16 protein-coding genes are annotated in these 15,694 nt (G+C 72.1%); 7 read left to right on the forward strand and 9 right to left on the reverse strand.

The features are described from left to right. Positions 1–316: 316 nt before the first annotated feature. Entirely contained in the window at positions 317–1,147 is an 831-nt protein-coding gene (locus tag IG86_RS0133485; protein WP_030831581.1) for a C40 family peptidase, read from the forward strand. Between the two features lie 255 nt (positions 1,148–1,402). After that, positions 1,403–1,672 carry a hypothetical protein gene (locus tag IG86_RS42630; protein ID WP_030902017.1) on the forward strand — a complete coding sequence of 90 codons (270 nt, stop codon included), beginning with the start codon at positions 1,403–1,405 and terminating at the stop codon, positions 1,670–1,672. A gap of 21 nt (positions 1,673–1,693) precedes the next feature. Here IG86_RS42630 and IG86_RS0133495 read toward each other — a convergent pair whose 3' ends face one another. Further along, positions 1,694–2,977 (reverse strand): geranylgeranyl reductase family protein, encoded by a 1,284-nt coding sequence (locus IG86_RS0133495; RefSeq protein ID WP_030653424.1) that lies wholly within the window; start codon positions 2,975–2,977, stop codon positions 1,694–1,696. 98 nt (positions 2,978–3,075) lie between these two features. On the opposite strand from IG86_RS0133495, the gene IG86_RS0133500 reads away from it, so the two are divergent. After that, positions 3,076–3,642, forward strand: a complete 567-nt coding sequence (locus IG86_RS0133500; protein ID WP_030831575.1) for a GNAT family N-acetyltransferase — start codon at positions 3,076–3,078, stop codon at positions 3,640–3,642. Positions 3,643–3,700: 58 nt separating this feature from the next. On the opposite strand, the gene IG86_RS0133505 is transcribed toward IG86_RS0133500, so the two are convergent. Both IG86_RS0133505 and IG86_RS0133510 read right to left on the reverse strand, forming a co-directional pair. After that, positions 3,701–4,630, reverse strand: a complete 930-nt coding sequence (locus tag IG86_RS0133505) for a glutaminase (RefSeq protein WP_030831572.1) — start codon at positions 4,628–4,630, stop codon at positions 3,701–3,703. A 5-nt stretch (positions 4,631–4,635) separates the two neighbouring features. After that, positions 4,636–5,328, reverse strand: coding sequence for a demethylmenaquinone methyltransferase (locus IG86_RS0133510; protein WP_078848354.1), 693 nt, complete (start codon positions 5,326–5,328; stop codon positions 4,636–4,638). Positions 5,329–5,594: 266 nt separating this feature from the next. Between IG86_RS0133510 and IG86_RS0133515 the strand changes: the two genes are divergently transcribed. Next, positions 5,595–6,503: a DUF3152 domain-containing protein gene (locus tag IG86_RS0133515; protein ID WP_030831566.1), complete on the forward strand. Its 909-nt coding sequence runs from the start codon at positions 5,595–5,597 to the stop codon at positions 6,501–6,503. A gap of 54 nt (positions 6,504–6,557) precedes the next feature. Continuing rightward, positions 6,558–6,980 carry a response regulator transcription factor gene (locus tag IG86_RS40330; protein ID WP_030902020.1) on the forward strand — a complete coding sequence of 141 codons (423 nt, stop codon included), beginning with the start codon at positions 6,558–6,560 and terminating at the stop codon, positions 6,978–6,980. Here the strand turns inward: IG86_RS40330 and IG86_RS0133525 are convergent. The 4 genes from IG86_RS0133525 to IG86_RS0133540 all read right to left on the reverse strand — a co-directional run bounded on the left by IG86_RS0133525 (position 6,946) and on the right by IG86_RS0133540 (position 11,756). Further along, positions 6,946–7,590: an imidazolonepropionase-like domain-containing protein gene (locus IG86_RS0133525; RefSeq protein WP_030902022.1), complete on the reverse strand. Its 645-nt coding sequence runs from the start codon at positions 7,588–7,590 to the stop codon at positions 6,946–6,948. The two genes, IG86_RS40330 and IG86_RS0133525, sit on opposite strands and share 35 nt — an antisense overlap. Before the next feature lie 13 nt (positions 7,591–7,603). Further along, positions 7,604–8,803, reverse strand: coding sequence for a cyclic dehypoxanthinyl futalosine synthase (mqnC, locus tag IG86_RS0133530; protein ID WP_030902024.1), 1,200 nt, complete (start codon positions 8,801–8,803; stop codon positions 7,604–7,606). A 77-nt stretch (positions 8,804–8,880) separates the two neighbouring features. Further along, the gene (locus IG86_RS0133535) at positions 8,881–10,686 is read right to left on the reverse strand and encodes a serine/threonine-protein kinase (RefSeq protein ID WP_030902026.1); all 1,806 of its coding nucleotides are present in this window, start codon (positions 10,684–10,686) and stop codon (positions 8,881–8,883) included. 206 nt (positions 10,687–10,892) lie between these two features. Beyond that, complete coding sequence (locus tag IG86_RS0133540) at positions 10,893–11,756, reverse strand: menaquinone biosynthetic enzyme MqnA/MqnD family protein (RefSeq protein WP_030902028.1); 864 nt, start codon at positions 11,754–11,756, stop codon at positions 10,893–10,895. A 237-nt stretch (positions 11,757–11,993) separates the two neighbouring features. On the opposite strand from IG86_RS0133540, the gene IG86_RS0133545 reads away from it, so the two are divergent. After that, positions 11,994–12,197, forward strand: a complete 204-nt coding sequence (locus tag IG86_RS0133545; protein WP_007265804.1) for a cold-shock protein — start codon at positions 11,994–11,996, stop codon at positions 12,195–12,197. A 203-nt stretch (positions 12,198–12,400) separates the two neighbouring features. On the opposite strand, the gene IG86_RS0133550 is transcribed toward IG86_RS0133545, so the two are convergent. Next, positions 12,401–14,068: a lytic transglycosylase domain-containing protein gene (locus IG86_RS0133550; protein WP_078848695.1), complete on the reverse strand. Its 1,668-nt coding sequence runs from the start codon at positions 14,066–14,068 to the stop codon at positions 12,401–12,403. A gap of 436 nt (positions 14,069–14,504) precedes the next feature. On the opposite strand from IG86_RS0133550, the gene IG86_RS0133555 reads away from it, so the two are divergent. Next, positions 14,505–15,101, forward strand: coding sequence for a dihydrofolate reductase family protein (locus IG86_RS0133555; protein WP_030831547.1), 597 nt, complete (start codon positions 14,505–14,507; stop codon positions 15,099–15,101). Between the two features lie 53 nt (positions 15,102–15,154). Here IG86_RS0133555 and IG86_RS0133560 read toward each other — a convergent pair. Next, on the reverse strand, positions 15,155–15,694 hold a 540-nt coding region (locus tag IG86_RS0133560), incomplete at its 5' end, for a hypothetical protein (RefSeq protein ID WP_208864289.1).

Genomic DNA, 15,694 nt, shown 5'->3' on the forward strand with positions numbered 1-15,694 from the left:
GCCCCGGCCGCTTCACAGGAAGGTCACGGCCCGGCCACAGGGTCCACATGGCGTGACCCTCCTGTGACCTGCGCCACTCTGAATCAGGCGTTCCGAAAGCGGGCTTGGCCATCTGTGCGGAGGGATGGTAGTCCGAGGATCAATTCGGACTTAATTCTGAAACCCCATGATCACAGGCCTGTGAAGGCGTGTCCGTTTCGCCCGTTACGGCGTCAATAAGATGCGAGACGCGCCCGGTTCGCGCGCTTCGCGCGCAACTGTGGCGCACCCCACGTTTCTTGAAGGGACCCCTGACGCCCTGATAGCGGTTGTCCTCATGTCCCACACCGCTCACATACCCAGCCACCGGAAGCCCCGCCGCAGCGCCTCGAAGCTCGCGGTCCGCGCCGGAGTTGCCGGTGGCGTCCTCAGCACCCTGGCCATGGCCGGCACCGCGAGCGCGTCCCCGTCCGAGCCCGTGGCCGAGACGACGCTCGAAATGCCGGTCCTGAACCTGGACCTGGCGGCCGAGGTCTCCTCCGCCGTCACCACGGCCGCCGAGAACACCCGTCTGGCCGCCGTGGAAGGCGAACTGACCGCCCAGGAGGAGAGCGCCCGTACCGGCGCCGCCGCCGAGGCGAAGCAGGCCAAGGAGACGGCCCAGAAGGCCGCCGAGAAGAAGGCGAAGGAGGAGGCGGACCGCAAGGCCGAGGCCGAGCGCGCCACCCGCGACTCCGACCGCACCTCGCTCAAGAGCACCTCGGCCTCCGCCACGGCCCCGCAGGGCACCGGCACCGTGTCGGCCCCGGCGACCGGCTCCGCCGCCGCCATCGTCAACTTCGCCCGCGCGCAGGTCGGCAAGGCCTACGTCATGGGTGGCACCGGCCCGTCCTCCTTCGACTGCTCCGGCCTCGTCCAGGCCGCCTACCGCCAGGCCGGCATCTCCCTGCCGCGCATGTCCCAGGCGCAGTCCTCGGCCGGCACGTCGGTCTCCCTGAACGCCCTTCAGCCGGGTGACATCCTGTACTGGGGCTCCAAGGGCAGCGCGTACCACGTCGCCATCTACGTGGGCGGCGGCAAGTTCGTCGGCGCGCAGAACCCCAGCACGGGCATCGTCGAGCGCAACCTGAGCTACGACAAGCCGACGGGCGCCGTCCGCGTCCTCTGAGCCCGCCCCCGGGCCCCGGCTCGGGCCACGGCACCGCGCACGGCCGCAGGGCCGGTACTCCCCCGCTCGGGGGTGGAGTACCGGCCCTACGGCCGTTGCCCGGACCTGACGGGCCTTCCGGCGTACGGCGCGCGGTACTCCTCCCGCACGCACCCGCCGGCACCTCCTGCCCGGCGGGCGGCCCGTGTGGAACGGGCCGAGGCCCTGCGAAGATAGCGGCACGAGCCCTGAGCGTCAGACCCTGGAGGTGGTCCCGTGGGCGCACAGCCGTACGAGCACCACGAGGCCGGTGACCCGACCGCGGTCCGGGCCGCACTCGGCCTGGGGCTCCTCGCCGTCGGGGGCTGGCTGCTGACCACCACGCGCCCCTGGCAGAAGCCGGGGCACGCCTTCCTCCTGGCGACGGGCTGGACCGTTTCGGGCGCACTGCTGGTGTGCGGCCTGGTCCTGGTGGCCCGGTGCGTGCGCACGGTGCACGGATCCCCCGACCCGGAGGGTCGGGGGATCCGGGACCGCCGTCGATAGCAGCCTTCGTGAGCCGGCCCGTCAGGCCTTCGGGGCCACCTTCGAGAGGCCGTTGATGATGCGGTCCATCGCGTCGCCGCCCGCCGGGTCGGTCAGGTTGGCCAGCATCTTCAGCGTGAACTTCATCAGCAGCGGGTGGGTCAGGCCGCGCTGCGTGGCGACCTTCATGACCTTCGGGTTGCCGATCAGCTTCACGAAGGCGCGGCCCAGCGTGTAGTAGCCGCCGTAGGTCTCCTTGAGCACCTTCGGGTAGTTGTGCAGCGCCAGCTCGCGCTGGGCCGGGGTGGACCGGGCCTGCGCCTGCACGATGACGTCGGCCGCGATCTGGCCGGACTCCATGGCGTAGGCGATGCCCTCGCCGTTGAACGGGTTGACGAGACCGCCCGCGTCACCGACCAGCAGCAGGCCCTTGGTGTAGTGCGGCTGCCGGTTGAAGGCCATCGGCAGGGCCGCGCCGCGGATCGGCTGCGTCATGTTCTCCGGGGTGTAGCCCCAGTCCTCCGGCATCGAGGCGCACCAGGCCTTGAGGACCTCGCGCCAGTCCAGCTCCTTGAAGGCGGAGGAGGAGTTGAGGATGCCGAGACCGACGTTGGAGGTGCCGTCGCCCATGCCGAAGATCCAGCCGTAGCCGGGCAGCAGCCGGTCCTGCGGACCGCGCCGGTCCCACAGCTCCAGCCAGGACTCCAGGTAGTCGTCGTCGTGCCGGGGCGAGGTGAAGTACGTGCGCACCGCGACGCCCATCGGGCGGTCCTCGCGCCGGTGCAGGCCCATCGCCAGGGACAGCCGGGAGGAGTTGCCGTCGGCGGCGACGACCAGCGGTGCGTGGAAGGTGACCGGGGTCTTCTCCTCGCCCAGCTTCGCCTGCACGCCCGTGATGCGGCCGGTGCGGGCGTCGCGGACGGGCTCGCCGACGTTGCAGCGCTCGTACAGCCGGGCGCCGGCCTTCTGCGCCTGGCGGGCCAGGATCTCGTCGAAGTCGTCGCGCTTGCGGACGAGTCCGTACTCCGGGTAGGAGGCGAGTTCCGGCCAGTCCAGCTGGAGCCGCTGTCCGCCTCCGATGATCCGCAGGCCCTTGTTGCGGAGCCAGCCGGCCTCTTCGGAGATGTCGATGCCCATCGCCACCAGCTGCTTGGTGGCGCGCGGGGTCAGTCCGTCGCCGCAGACCTTCTCGCGGGGGAACGCCGTCTTCTCCAGCAGCAGGACGTCCAATCCGGCCTTGGCGAGGTAGTAGGCGGTGGTCGAGCCGGCGGGCCCGGCCCCGACGACGATCACGTCCGCGGAGTGTTCGGAGAGGAGCTCGGTCACTGCGGGGTCTCCCGAAGGCTCGATAAAGGGTGCCCAACGGCACCGGACATGTGCAGTCTATGCAGCGAGAGAGATCGCGATCAGAAGGGCCACCCACGTTGACAAGCTCGCCGACCTCGCAGACCTCGCCGGCCTCACCGCCCCGGCAGCCGCTCGCCGCGGTGCAGCTCCGCGTGCCCACCGACGAGGACGCCCACGCCTGGCACGAGGTCTTCGCCGATCCCGACGTCATGGAGTTCCTCGGCGGTCCCGCGGAGCTGTCCGAGTACGAGGAGTTCACCGCGCGCCAGCGCATGCACGACGCACAGCTCGGCTACTGCCTGTGGACGCTGCTGGACGAGGACGGCGCGGTGATCGGCTTCACCGGCGCCCAGCCGTGGCCCCGGCAGGAGTGGGGCCCGGTCGGGGAGGTGGAGATCGGCTGGCGGCTGGGCCGGGAGCACTGGGGCAAGGGCTACGCCACGGCCGCCGCGGAGGCGACCGTGGCACGCGTGCGGGCGGCCGGCCTGGAGCGGGTCTGCGCGATGATCCACGCCCGCAACGCCCGTTCCGTGGCGGTGGCGGAGCGGCTGGGCATGACCCTGGCCGAGGAGTTCACCACGCCGGGCGGGAATCCGGCCCGCCGCTACGTACTGGACCTGCGGGACCTGCCGCAGCCCCGCTGATCGTCCGGGCCCTCGCACGCGGTCTGCGGCGGCAGCGGGGGCCGCGGGGCGGCCCGGATCAGAAGACGGACAGGCCCGTGAGCGTCGTGAAGCGGTCCAGGGCCGCGACGCCCGCCACCGAGTTGCCCCGGGAGTCCAGCCCCGGGCTCCACACGGCGAGGGTGCAGCGGCCCGGGACGACGGCGACGATCCCGCCGCCCACCCCGCTCTTGCCGGGCAGACCCACCCGGTAGGCGAACTCGCCGGCCGCGTCGTAGGTCCCGCAGGTCATCATCACGGCGTTGACCTGCTTGGCCTCGCTGCGCGTCAGCAGTCGCGAGCCGTCCGCGCGCAGCCCGTGCCGGGCCAGGAAGCTCCCGGCGCGGGCCAGGTCGGCGCAGCTCATCTCGATGGAGCACTGCCAGAAGTAGTGGTCCAGCAGCGCGGGCACGGGGTTGTCGATGTTCCCGTACGAGGCCATGAAGTGGGCGACGGCCGCGTTGCGGTCCCCGTGCTCCTGCTCGGAGGCGGCGACCTCGGCGTCGAACGCCATGTCCGGGTTCTGGCTCTCCTGCCGCAGGAACTCCAGCACTTCGCTGCTCGCGTCGCCCGTCAGGGTCTGGAGCCGGTCGGTGACCACGAGGGCGCCCGCGTTGATGAACGGATTGCGCGGAATGCCGTTTTCGTACTCCAGCTGCACGAGCGAGTTGAACGGGTTGCCCGAGGGCTCCCGGCCGACCCGCTCCCACAGGCTGTCGCCGCCCCCGGCCAGTGCCAGGGCGAGCGCGAAGACCTTGGTGATCGACTGGGCGGAGAAGGGCACCTGCCAGTCCCCCACCCCGAAGACGTTGCCGTCGAGATCGGCGACGGCCATCCCGAACTGCCGCGGGTCCACGGCCGCGAGCGCCGGGATGTACTCGGCGGGCGTTCCGCTGCCCAGCAGCGGGGCGACGTCGGCGGCGATCCGCTCCAGCAGGGGCCCGTAGTCCGTGGGCGCAGCGTCGGGCACGGCGGTCAGTCCTTGGTGCCTCTGTGCAGCGCGACGATGCCGCCGCTGAGGTTGCGCCAGGCGACCTTGGACCAGCCGGCCTTCTGCAGCAGGCCGGCCAGCGCCGGCTGGTCGGGCCATTCGCGGATGGACTCGGCGAGGTACACGTACGCGTCGGGGTTGGACGACACGGCGCGGGCGACGGGCGGCAGCGCGCGCATCAGGTACTCGGTGTACACGGTCCGGAAGGGCGCCCAGGTGGGCTGCGAGAACTCGCAGATCACGACCTGCCCGCCGGGCTTGGTGACCCGGTACAGCTCGCGCAGCGCCGCGTCGGTGTCCTGGACGTTGCGCAGCCCGAAGGAGATCGTCACGGTGTCGAAGACGTCGTCCTTGAACGGCAGCCTCGTCGCGTCGCCGGCGGTCAGCGGAAGCCAGGAGTTCCGCTTCTTGCCCTCCATGAGCATGCCGAGGGAGAAGTCGCACGGGACGACGTACGCCCCGGTCGCGGCGAAGGGCAGCGAGGAGGTCGCCGTACCGGCGGCCAGGTCGAGGACCTTCTGCCCGGGGCGCGCGCCGACCGCCTTGGCGACCTCCTTGCGCCACACGCGGTCCTGGCCGAGGGAGAGGACGTCGTTGGTCAGGTCGTAGTTCGCCGCGACCCTGTCGAACATGGAGGCGACTTCGTGCGGCTGCTTGTCCAGGGAGGCCCTTGTCACTGGCGTTCGCCCCTCGTGTTGCGATGCGGATCGGCGGGTACGGCCCCATCCTCTCAGGCCGCGCGGGCCCGGAGGGCGCGGGCTCCGCCGTACCGCGCCGTACCGGTTCCGTACCCGAGCGTAGAACTGTTCCGAAGGACAGTTACGCTGCGACGCCGCATGCACGTTGACTGCCAGGGTGCGGCCCGGTGAGGGTCACCCACCGGATCAGGACCGCAAACCGTGGGCGGGTCCGGCAGTGGCCGCCGCGAACAGGAAGCTTCACGATGCCGGCAGGCCATTCCACCGGTCGTTCCCGCCGAGACGGCCCGCGCGCCAGGCGCCGGGCCGAACGGCGCAGGCGGCTGCGGCGCACGATCCTCCTCGGTTCGGCGGCGCTGGTCGCCGTCTCGGCGACCGCCTACGCGCTGCTGCCCGAGGACGACACCACCACGGCCGCCAAGGGCCGCACGGCCGCCCGGCCCGACGCCCCGGACGGGGAGGGCACCGACGCCGCGGGGAATCCGCTCCCGCAGGGCGGCGCGAAGTCCCCCGAGGCCGCGCCGTCCCCCGCCGCCCCCTCGCAGCAGCCCGCGGGCTCGCCCTCGGCGTCCACGGGCGCCCCGTCGACGCCCGCCAAGCCCGGCACCTTCTCCGGGTCGTCCGCTTCCGGCACCGCGCAGGGCAAGGGGACGACACGGCGCTGGCGGCTGGAGGTCGAGGAGGGCAGCGGGATCGACCCGGAGGCCGCCGCCCGCTCCGTCGAGGCGATCCTCGGGGACCCGCGCGGCTGGACCAGGGACCCGCGGTACGGCTTCCAGCTCGTCGGAGCGGGCCAGCCCGTGGACTTCACCGTCAAGATCGCGACGCCCAAGACCACCGACCTGCTGTGCGACGTGGTCACCCCGGAGCTCATCGGCGAGACCAACTGCCGGGTCGGCCACGTCGTGGTGGTGAACCTCAAGCGCTGGAAGGAGGGTTCGCCCCAGTTCAGCGGCTCCGTGGAGGAGTACCGGGCGCTGATCGTCAACCACGAGGTCGGGCACGAGATCGGCCGCGGCCACGAGGGCTGCCCGGGCGCCGGAAAGCCCGCACCGGCGATGATGCAGCAGATCAAGGGCCTGGAGGGATGCAAGTCCAACGCCTGGCCGTTCGACGCGAATGGAACCTACCTGTCCGGTCCATCCGTCCTCTAGGACGGAGGGCGGCCCCCGGAAGGGCCGCCCGGGGGCCATCGAGGAGTGGGAACCGTGCGCGTCGTCAGCTTCAGCGTCCCCACGTGGTTCCCCTCGTACGAGGAGCCGGGCGGGCCGCCGGCGCCGCACGAGGGCCTGCCGGCCGAGGCGCTGCTGACCGAGCAGGAGTCCGCCGTGTTCCTGTGCCTGGCCACCGGGGCCTCCAACCGGGAACTCGCCGTGGAGCTCCAACTGTCCGTCAGCACCGTCAAGTTCCACGTCGTGAACATACGGGCCAAGCTCGGCGGGATCAGCCGACTCCAGGCCTGCCTGCTGGCCGCCCTCGCCCGGCAGGGCGGCCGCCCCGCAGACATCCGCCCCGCCGACGACAGACCCGCCGACGACAGACCCGCCGGGGACGCGCCCGCCGCCGAGAGAGACGCCGGACCCGGCGCCGGCGCAGTCAGCGACGGCGGTGAAGCAGCCGTCCCCCGATGACCGTGGCCACGCACGTGGTCGCGCCCAGCGCCAGCAGCTCGGCCTCGTCCGCCACCGCGAACACCGCGAAACGCGCCGCGGCACCCGGCTCCAGCACCCCGTGGAAGGCCTCCGCCGCCGACTCCCGGCCCGCGAGGGGGTCCAGGGCCGGCCGTCCCTCGTAGGGCGCCGGCGGCAGGATCGTCAGCCCCGAGCGGGACACCGCCGTGCGCACCGCCGGAACCGTGAAGCGCCCGCACACCGCCACCACCCCGCGGGCCAGCAGCCGCTGCGTGCCGCGCCGGGCGCTGTTGCCCCACCGCGGCTCGGTCATCTTCAGGGCGTCCAGCGCTTCCTCGCCGCTGATCGGGTCGGCGCCGAGCTCCGTGACCTCGTACGGGTCGTCCGGGTAGTACGTCCGCTCCAGCAGCTCGTCCGCCCCGCGCACCAGCAGACCCGGAGTGAGCACCCCCGGCCAGCGGCGGACCCGGGCGTGCGAGTGGGCCGCGCCGAGGTCCTCGTACCGGCCGACGCGGGCGATCCGGTCCCCTTCGACGAGGACCGCACCGCCCGCCAGCGGCGCGGACCCCGGTCCGGTCACGAGGAGTTCGGCGGCGTGCAGCGTCAGCATCGTGTCGGACGCGTCAGTTCGCGGTGATGAGCTTCAGCTCGGGGTGCGCGGTGCCGCCCTCGATGGCGGTGGAGGAGATGTGCGAGACGACGCGGTCGTCGACCGGGTCGTTCGCCGGGTCGTCGTGCACCAGCAGGTGCTCGTACGTCGTCGCGCGCTGCGCCGGCGTGCGGCCCGCCTTGCGGATCAGGTCGATGATCTCCTGGCGGTTGGAGCGGTGCTTGGCGCCGGCCGAGGAGACGACGTTCTCCTCCAGCATGATCGAGCCGAGGTCGTCCGCGCCGTAGTGCAGCGAGAGCTGGCCCGCCTCTTTGCCGACGGTCAGCCAGGAGCCCTGGATGTGGGCGATGTTGTCGAGGAACAGGCGCGCGATCGCGATCATGCGCAGGTACTCGAAGATCGTCGCCTGGGTGCGGCCCTTGAGGTGGTTGTTCTCGGGCTGGTACGTGTACGGGATGAAGGCGCGGAAGCCGCCCGTGCGGTCCTGCGTGTCCCGGATCATCGCGATGTGCTCGATGCGCTCGGCGTTGGTCTCGCCGGTGCCCATCAGCATGGTGGAGGTCGACTCCACGCCCAGCTTGTGGGCGATCTCCATGATCTCCAGCCAGCGCTCGCCGGACTCCTTCAGCGGGGCGATCGCCTTGCGCGGGCGGGCCGGCAGCAGCTCGGCGCCGGCGCCCGCGAAGGAGTCCAGACCGGCCGCGTGGATGCGCTGGATGGCCTCCTCCGCCGAGACGCCCGAGATGCGGGCCATGTGCTCGACCTCGGACGCGCCGAGGGAGTGGATGACCAGCTGCGGGAAGTCCTTCTTGATGGCGGAGAAGTGGTGCTCGTAGTACTCGACGCCGTAGTCCGGGTGGTGCCCGCCCTGGAACATGATCTGCGTGCCGCCGAGCTCGACGGTCTCCGCGCAGCGGCGCAGGATGTCGTCGAGGTCGCGGGACCAGCCCTTCTTCGTGTCCTTGGGGGCCGCGTAGAAGGCGCAGAACTTGCACGCCGTGACGCACACGTTCGTGTAGTTGATGTTCCGCTCGATGATGTACGTCGCGATGTGCTCGGTGCCGGCGTAGCGGCGGCGGCGCACCGCGTCGGCCGCCTGGCCGAGCGCGTGCAGCGGCGCGTGGCGGTAGAGGTCGAGCGCCTCTTCCTGGGTGATCCGGCCCCCCGCTGCGGCGCGGTCGAGGACAGACTGGAGAACGGCCTGGTCGGTCACCGGGAGTCACCTTTCGGCGGTGTGTCTGTGTCAAGGTCCGGACCGATCCAGCCTACGCCAGCACCTGGCGGCGGTTTTCAGGGGCTGCGGGTGAGGTCTCCTTCGGGGTTCCCGGCCGGGGTGTCGCCCGACTTGTAGTGGAGCGTTCCGTTGGAGTTGAGGGTGAAGCGCTCGTCTGCGGATCCGTTGGAGCACACGCCGGGGGCGGGGTTGGGGCCGGCCGAGGTGTCCAGGACGAGGGAACGGTCGGTGGCGGAGGCCAGCCTCCAGTCGCCGCTGCAGTCGGTACCGAAGAGCGGCAGGATCGACTTGTCCCGGCCCACGACCTCACCCACCTTGCCGGCCTTGATCGTGATCTCGAACTCGGTGGAGAGCCGGGCGCGGGCGGTGGTGACCGTGCCCTTCCACGTGCCGATGAGCTCCTTGGGGACGTCGGGACGGCTCCCGGACGGCGGCGCGGAGCTCCCGCCGGTGGCCGCGGCCGAGGGGGCCGAGGCGCCCGGCGCGGGCGAGGAGGCCGAGGGGCGCCCGCCGGAGTCGGCCAGGTCCCGCTGCTCGCCGCCCCGGCCCGGCAGCAGGTCCAGGAAGTAGATCCCGCCGGACAGCACCGCGAGGACGGCCGCCGCGGCCAGTACGACGGTGCAGCTGAACCGGCGCCCCGCGGCGCTGACGGTGACCTGCCGCCCGTCGGCCGCGCTCCGCGGCTGCGGCACCGCCCCACCGGCTCCGGCTCCGGGGAGCCCGCCCGCGGTCTCGGTGGGGCTGCCGTACGGGCCCGCGGCCGGGGATGCGTACGGGGAGCCCGCGCCCTGGCTCCCGTACGGGCCCGTGCTCCCGTACGGGACCTGGCTCCCGTACGAGGGGTCCGGGGCCCCGAAGCCGCCGGCGGGGCCGTACGACCCGGCGGTGAACGGCACCGGGCCCGAAGCGGCCTCCGGGGTGGCGGCCACGACCGCGGCCGGAGCCGCGCCCGTTCCCGCAGCGCCCTCGGAGGGCTCGGCGTCCAGGTCCAGCAGTGCCACCGCTGCCCGGCTCGCCTCCTCGACGAGGGGTGCCGGGAGCCAGCCGGGGGCGCCGAGCGCCCCGGCGAGGGCGGCGGCGACCGCTTCGGGGGCGGGCCGGTCGGCGGCCGTCTTGGCCAGGCAGGCCGCGATCAGGTCGCGCAGGTCCCCGGCCGGGAGCTCACCGAGCTCGGGCGGCTCGTGGACCACCTTGTAGAGGAGGGTGGCGGAGTTGTCCCCGGTGAAGGGCGGCCGGCCGGTTGCCGCGAAGGCCATGACCGCGCCGAGCGAGAACACGTCGGCCGCCCCGGTGATCCCCTTGCCGAGGATCTGCTCGGGCGACATGTAGCCGGGCGAGCCGATGGAGACGCCGGTGGAGGTGAGCGAGGCGGTGCCGTCCGTGGCCCGCGCGATCCCGAAGTCGATCAGCCGCGGCCCGTCGAGGGTGAGCATCACGTTGGACGGCTTCACGTCGCGGTGGACGAGGCCCAGCCCGTGCACGGCCACCAGGGCCCGCGCCAGTCCCGCGCCCACGGCCCGTACCGATGCCTCCGGGAGCGGCCCGTGCGCGGCGAGCGCGCGGTCCAGGGAGGGGCCCGCCACGTAGCCGGTGGCCACCCACGGGACCGCGGCCTCCGGATCGGCGTCCAGGACCGGCGCGGTCCACTCGCCGCCGACCCGCCGGGCCGCCTCGACCTCGCGGCGGAACCGGGCCCGGAACTCCTCGTCGGAGGCGAAGTGCGGGTGCACGATCTTGACGGCGACGGTCCGTCCGCCCGCGCTGCGTCCCAGGTAGACCCGGCCCATGCCCCCCGCGCCGAGCCGGCCGAGCAACCGGTACGCGCCGATGGTCCGCGGCTCACCGGCTTCCAGCGGATGCATCGCGTCCCCCCAATTCCCCGTGATCCCGGGCGCCTTGTGGCACCCGGCCGAGCAGCAGCCTAGGCGGTGCGGGGCGGGGGGAGGGCGCGGCCGTCACCCTTTTGCATTTCCCGCTCCCCGCGGAGAAATGCGGAAAGGGCGGGAATTCCCGGGAAACCGGGCATTCACCTGCCGGGCACTTTGGATCTACCCGGCGGTAAACCCGGTCAGCACTCCTGGACCACCGCGCTCAGCAGCTCCACGGACACATCCGCGGGATACCCCGTCGTCGGTCCGGTCCGGCGGGCGAATTCCCGTACGCCGGCCAGCTGGTCGGGTCCGAAGCGGAAGTCGAGCGTCGTGAAGTACCGCTCCAGCAGGTCCGCGTCGAAGGCCTCCCAGCGGGCCGCCTGCTCGGCGACCTTGGTGACCTCTTCGAGGGAGAGGTCACGGGAGGCGAGGAAGGCCTCGTGGACCTTCTGCACGACGGCGGGCTCCCGGGCGAGGTAGTCCTTCCGGGCGGCCCAGACGGCGAAGACGAACGGCAGTCCGGTCCACTCCTTCCACATGTGCCCCAGGTCGTGGACGGTCAGTCCGAGCCGGGGCGCATCGTGGAGCGAGGCCCGCAGCGCGGCGTCGCCGATCAGTACGGCGGCGTCGGCCTCCTGCATCATCAGGCCCAGGTCGGGCGGGCAGGTGTAGTAGTCGGGCCGTACCCCGTACTGCTCGGAGAGCAGTAGCTGGGCCAGGCGTACGGACGTACGGGAGGTCGAGCCGAGGGCGACGCGGGCCCCGTCGAGCTGCTCCAGCGGGACCTGCGAGACGATCACGCACGACATCACGGGGCCGTCGCAGCCGACCGCGAGATCGGGGAAGGCGACGAGCCGGTCGGCGTTGCGGAGGAATTCGACGAGGGTGATCGGGGCGATGTCCAGCTCCCCGTCGACCAGCCTCTGGCTGAGCTTCTCGGGGGTGTCCTTGGTCAGCTCCAGGTCCAGCAGCGTGCCGGTTCTGGCGAGCCCCCAGTAGAGGGGCAGGCAGTTCAGGAACTGAATGTGGCCGACGCGGGGCCGGCTGCGGTAGACGTCCACATCGCGAGACTAGTCCCACGGTCTGCGTCAGCCTTGAGGCGGGTCTCAAACGTCCGGGTGACGTGATCTTTCCCTCTGGTCTCGGCCGCATGGTGCGTGCTAGGCTCGCCGCAAGTTGCAGTTTGGTTTCCCTTGCAGTACGAGGCCTGCGGAGAATGTGACCCGCAGGCTTTTGTAGTTTTCAGACTTCTTAGCAGGTTCTGGAGCAGGGCGACCCTTTGGCCCATAGGAGGGCTCATGGCTACCGGAACCGTGAAGTGGTTCAACGCTGAAAAGGGCTTCGGCTTCATCGCCCAGGACGGCGGCGGCCCGGATGTCTTCGTCCACTACTCCGCGATCAACGCCTCTGGCTTCCGCTCCCTCGAGGAGAACCAGCAGGTCAACTTCGACGTCACGCAGGGTCCGAAGGGCCCGCAGGCGGAGAACGTCACCCCGGCCTAGTCGCCAGGGCCAACCTCATCGCGGGTTGGAATAGCAGTACCCAAGGAGCCCTGTCCCCTCTGCGCGAGCAGAGCGGCAGGGCTCCTGCCTTTTCCCTGCCGGGTGGGGGCGGACGGGCCGTGCGGCCCGGAAGAGACGTCTCGGGCCCGCATGGCTCGGGCCCGCACCGTGTGGACGGTGCGGGCCCAGGAGCGTGGAGCGGGTTACTTCGGGGTGGCTGCCGGGGTGGCTGCCGGGGTCGGGGCCGTGATCTCGATGTCGAGGATCAGGGTCACGTCCTCCGGGGTGACCAGGCGGAGCTGGTAGGTGCCCGGGGCGAGGTCCGCGTCCGTGAAGAGCTCCGGCAGGACGATCCGTCCGTCGGCCGCCGTCTCCGGCAGGGTGAGGCTGAAGACCTTCTTGCCGGTCTCGTCCTTGAAGTACGGGCCCTTGGCGGTCGCCGGGTCGGCCGGCACCCACTTGCCGTCCTTCTCCTGGCCGAAGCCCGCGACGACACCGGACACCGCGACGGCCTTGCCCTTGGCCGTGGCCCGGACCTCGACGCCCTTGACGCTCTTGCCGGCGACCGCAGCGATCGGCTTCGAGCCGTCCGGGCGGGCGAGCAGGTCGGCGGCCGGAGCCGTGACCTTGCCCGCGAAGTTCACGGTGAGCCGGCTCGTGGTGCCGTAGGCCGAGGCGCGCAGCGTGAAGGTGCCCGCCGTGGCGCCGGCCTTCAGGCCGGGCGCGGCGGCGATGCCGTCGGCGCCCGTCTTGACCACCAGGGACTTCGCCGTCCCGAAGAGGGTGCCGGTGGCGTCCTCCTCGACCGCGAAGATCACCTCCCGGTCGGCGGCGGGCTTGCCGTCGCTGAGGAGCAGCTTGACCCGCGGGACCACGGTGAAGGCCGTGCCCGTCTCGGCGGTGAGGCCGGGACCGTCGAGCACCGTCAGGTCCTGCAGGTGCGGAGCCGGCTTCTCCGGAGTCGGGGTGGGGGTCGGCGTCGGGGTGGGGGTCGGCTTGGGGGTCGGCGTCGGCGTCGGCTTGGGGGTCGGCGTCGGCGTGACCGGGTTCTGCGGGCGGGGCGTGGGCAGGGTGCCCGGCTGCGCCGGCGGGTAGTTCCCGACCGGCGGGTTGGCCACCTCGGTGGCGCCCTGCTGGTACTGGTGCATGTAGCCGAGCACGGTGTTCACGTACTCGCGGGAGTTGTTGTAGCTGAGGATCGCCTTGTCCAGCTCGGCGGCCACGGACAGGTTCCGGTCGCCCGCGCACAGGTAGAGGCCGGCGCCCAGGGCGGCGTCGTAGATGTTGTTGGGGTCCCGCTTGGCGTCGCCGTTGCCGTCGGCGCCCCAGGTCCTCCAGGTCGACGGGATGAACTGCATCGGGCCGACGGCGCGGTCGTAGACCACGTCCGCGTCCCACTCGCCCCGGTCGGTGTCGCGGATCTCGGCGAAGCCGTTGCCGTCGAGGCGCGGGCCGCGGATCGGCTTTTCGGTGTAGCCGTCGGCCTTGAGGCCGTAGCCGGAGGCGTGGACGGACTCGACCCGGCCGATGCCGGCGAGCAGCTGCCAGGGCAGCTTGCAGCCGGGGAGCGCGGCCGCCACGGAGACCTCGGCGCGGTTGTAGGCGTCGAGTGCGGTCGCGGGTATCCCGCTGGCGCCCTCCTGTGTGCCCGCGCCCGCGGCGGGCGGCGGGTCGGCGACGATGTCCGGCAGGTCCAGCCGGGCGTCACCGCGATCGGCGGCCTGCGGACTGTCCGGGGTCGGTTCGGACTCTCCCGCATCGGCGGTCGACGGAGTGGACACGACCGCGGCAGTGGTCAGGCTGGCCGCGAGCGCGGCCGTACACAGGACCTTGCGCGAGGTGTTGACGAGGTGGCGGTGAAGCGGCTTCACAGTGCGGCAATCCCCCCAAGGAGCCGTTCAGAGGTATACGGCCGGAGTGACCGTGAATATCCACTGTCTATCAGGTATTCCGACCCGACTCGCCGTGCGCCCGGCAGATGTGACGCACCATTCGTCTCGCCTTTACCGGGTCTGACGACAGAACGGACAACGGTGTCAACTCTCCGCCCGAAATGGCCTGATGACAACCTATTTCCAGCCACATCCCGTCCGTTCGGATGGCCGAACACACCTACGACCCCACAACTGCCGCCCACCCGGCGGCTGCCGCGCACGGACCCCCGGAACGCTCCATGCGCTCCACACGGACCGCACACGCGGATGTGACCCGGATCACTCAAGAAGAATCGGCGAGACCGATGCATTCCGCAGGGCCCGGCGGTCTCAGTTGCGTACACACCGACCCGGACGGAAGAGGAACGAATCCATGCGCATCGTCATCACCGAATTCATCAGCCTCGACGGCGTCGTGCAGGCCCCGGGCGGTCAGGGCGAGGACGATGACGGCGGCTTCGCCCACGGCGGCTGGTCGCACCCCTTCTTCGACCCGGAGGTCGTCGGCGGCTCCTTCACGGAGGCGCTGGAGAAGGCCGACGCGCTGCTCTTCGGCCGCCGCACCTGGCAGACCATGGCCGCGGCCTGGCCCGAGCGGGCCGGCGACCCCTTCGCGGACCGGATGAACACCGTCCCGAAGTACGTCGTGTCCAAGACCCTGGGCGATGACGAACTGACCTGGAACAACACCACGCGCATCCACGGCGCCGAGGCCGTCGCCCGCATCCGCGAGCTGCGCGAGGGCGAGGGCGGCGACCTGGTGGTCATGGGCAGCCCGACCCTCGCACGCACCCTGCTGAGCGAGGGCCTCGCCGACGAACTCCGGCTCATGGTCATGCCGGTGCTGCTGGGCGGCGGGAAGTCGATCTTCCCGGCCGACGGCGGGCTGCACACGCTGGAACTGGTCTCCACGGCCATCAGCCCGGCGGGCGTGCACGTGTGCACCTACCGCCCGGCCGCCAAGGACTAGCCGGGGCGGGGGCTGGATCGGGGACGGGATCGGGGGCGTCGACGGGACCGCCGTCAGAAGACGGCGGTCCCGATCTCGACCAGGATCCCGGCCGCCGCCGCCAGCACGATGGCGGCGAACAGGCCGACCAGGGCCAGCAGGAAGTAGCCCTCGCCGTTCTCCACAGCGCCGCTGCGCGCACAGGCGAACAGCCAGGCCGCGAGCGTCAGGAACGGTACGAGCAGCAGGCCGCCGGCCGTGCCGAAGTTGAACACGGCGCTCCCCGACAGCTCGTACGCCCTGCCCCTCGCGGTCCGCACCTCCACCTCGGTGCCCCGCCGGTACTCGTCGGCGGCGGTGTCCAGCACGATCTCGCGCGCCGCCTCCCCCGGCCGCCGGGGGGTGTACCAGCCCGTGCAGTCGGTACCGGTCGTGTAGCCCTCGGCGTCGGCGGCCTCGTAGCAGCGGCTGACCGAGACGACCCCGTCGACGGGCCCGAAGCCGAGCACGGCGCCCATCTGCGGCCCGGGCAGCACCCACATCAACCACCCGGCCACCCCGAGCGTCACGACCACCCCGACCCCGGCCACCCCCCGCCCCAACCCCCGCACACC

This window comes from Streptomyces virginiae (assembly GCF_000720455.1).
Lineage (GTDB): Bacteria > Actinomycetota > Actinomycetes > Streptomycetales > Streptomycetaceae > Streptomyces > Streptomyces virginiae.

Coding starts and splice junctions, on each gene's coding strand:
- IG86_RS0133485 (WP_030831581.1), top strand. CDS start 317: ATGTCCCACACCGCTCACATACCCAGCCACCGGAAGCCCCGCCGCAGC.
- IG86_RS0133525 (WP_030902022.1), bottom strand. CDS start 7,590: ATGCTGACGCTGCACGCCGCCGAACTCCTCGTGACCGGACCGGGGTCC.
- IG86_RS0133515 (WP_030831566.1), top strand. CDS start 5,595: ATGCCGGCAGGCCATTCCACCGGTCGTTCCCGCCGAGACGGCCCGCGC.
- IG86_RS0133535 (WP_030902026.1), bottom strand. CDS start 10,686: ATGCATCCGCTGGAAGCCGGTGAGCCGCGGACCATCGGCGCGTACCGG.
- IG86_RS0133555 (WP_030831547.1), top strand. CDS start 14,505: ATGCGCATCGTCATCACCGAATTCATCAGCCTCGACGGCGTCGTGCAG.
- IG86_RS0133545 (WP_007265804.1), top strand. CDS start 11,994: ATGGCTACCGGAACCGTGAAGTGGTTCAACGCTGAAAAGGGCTTCGGC.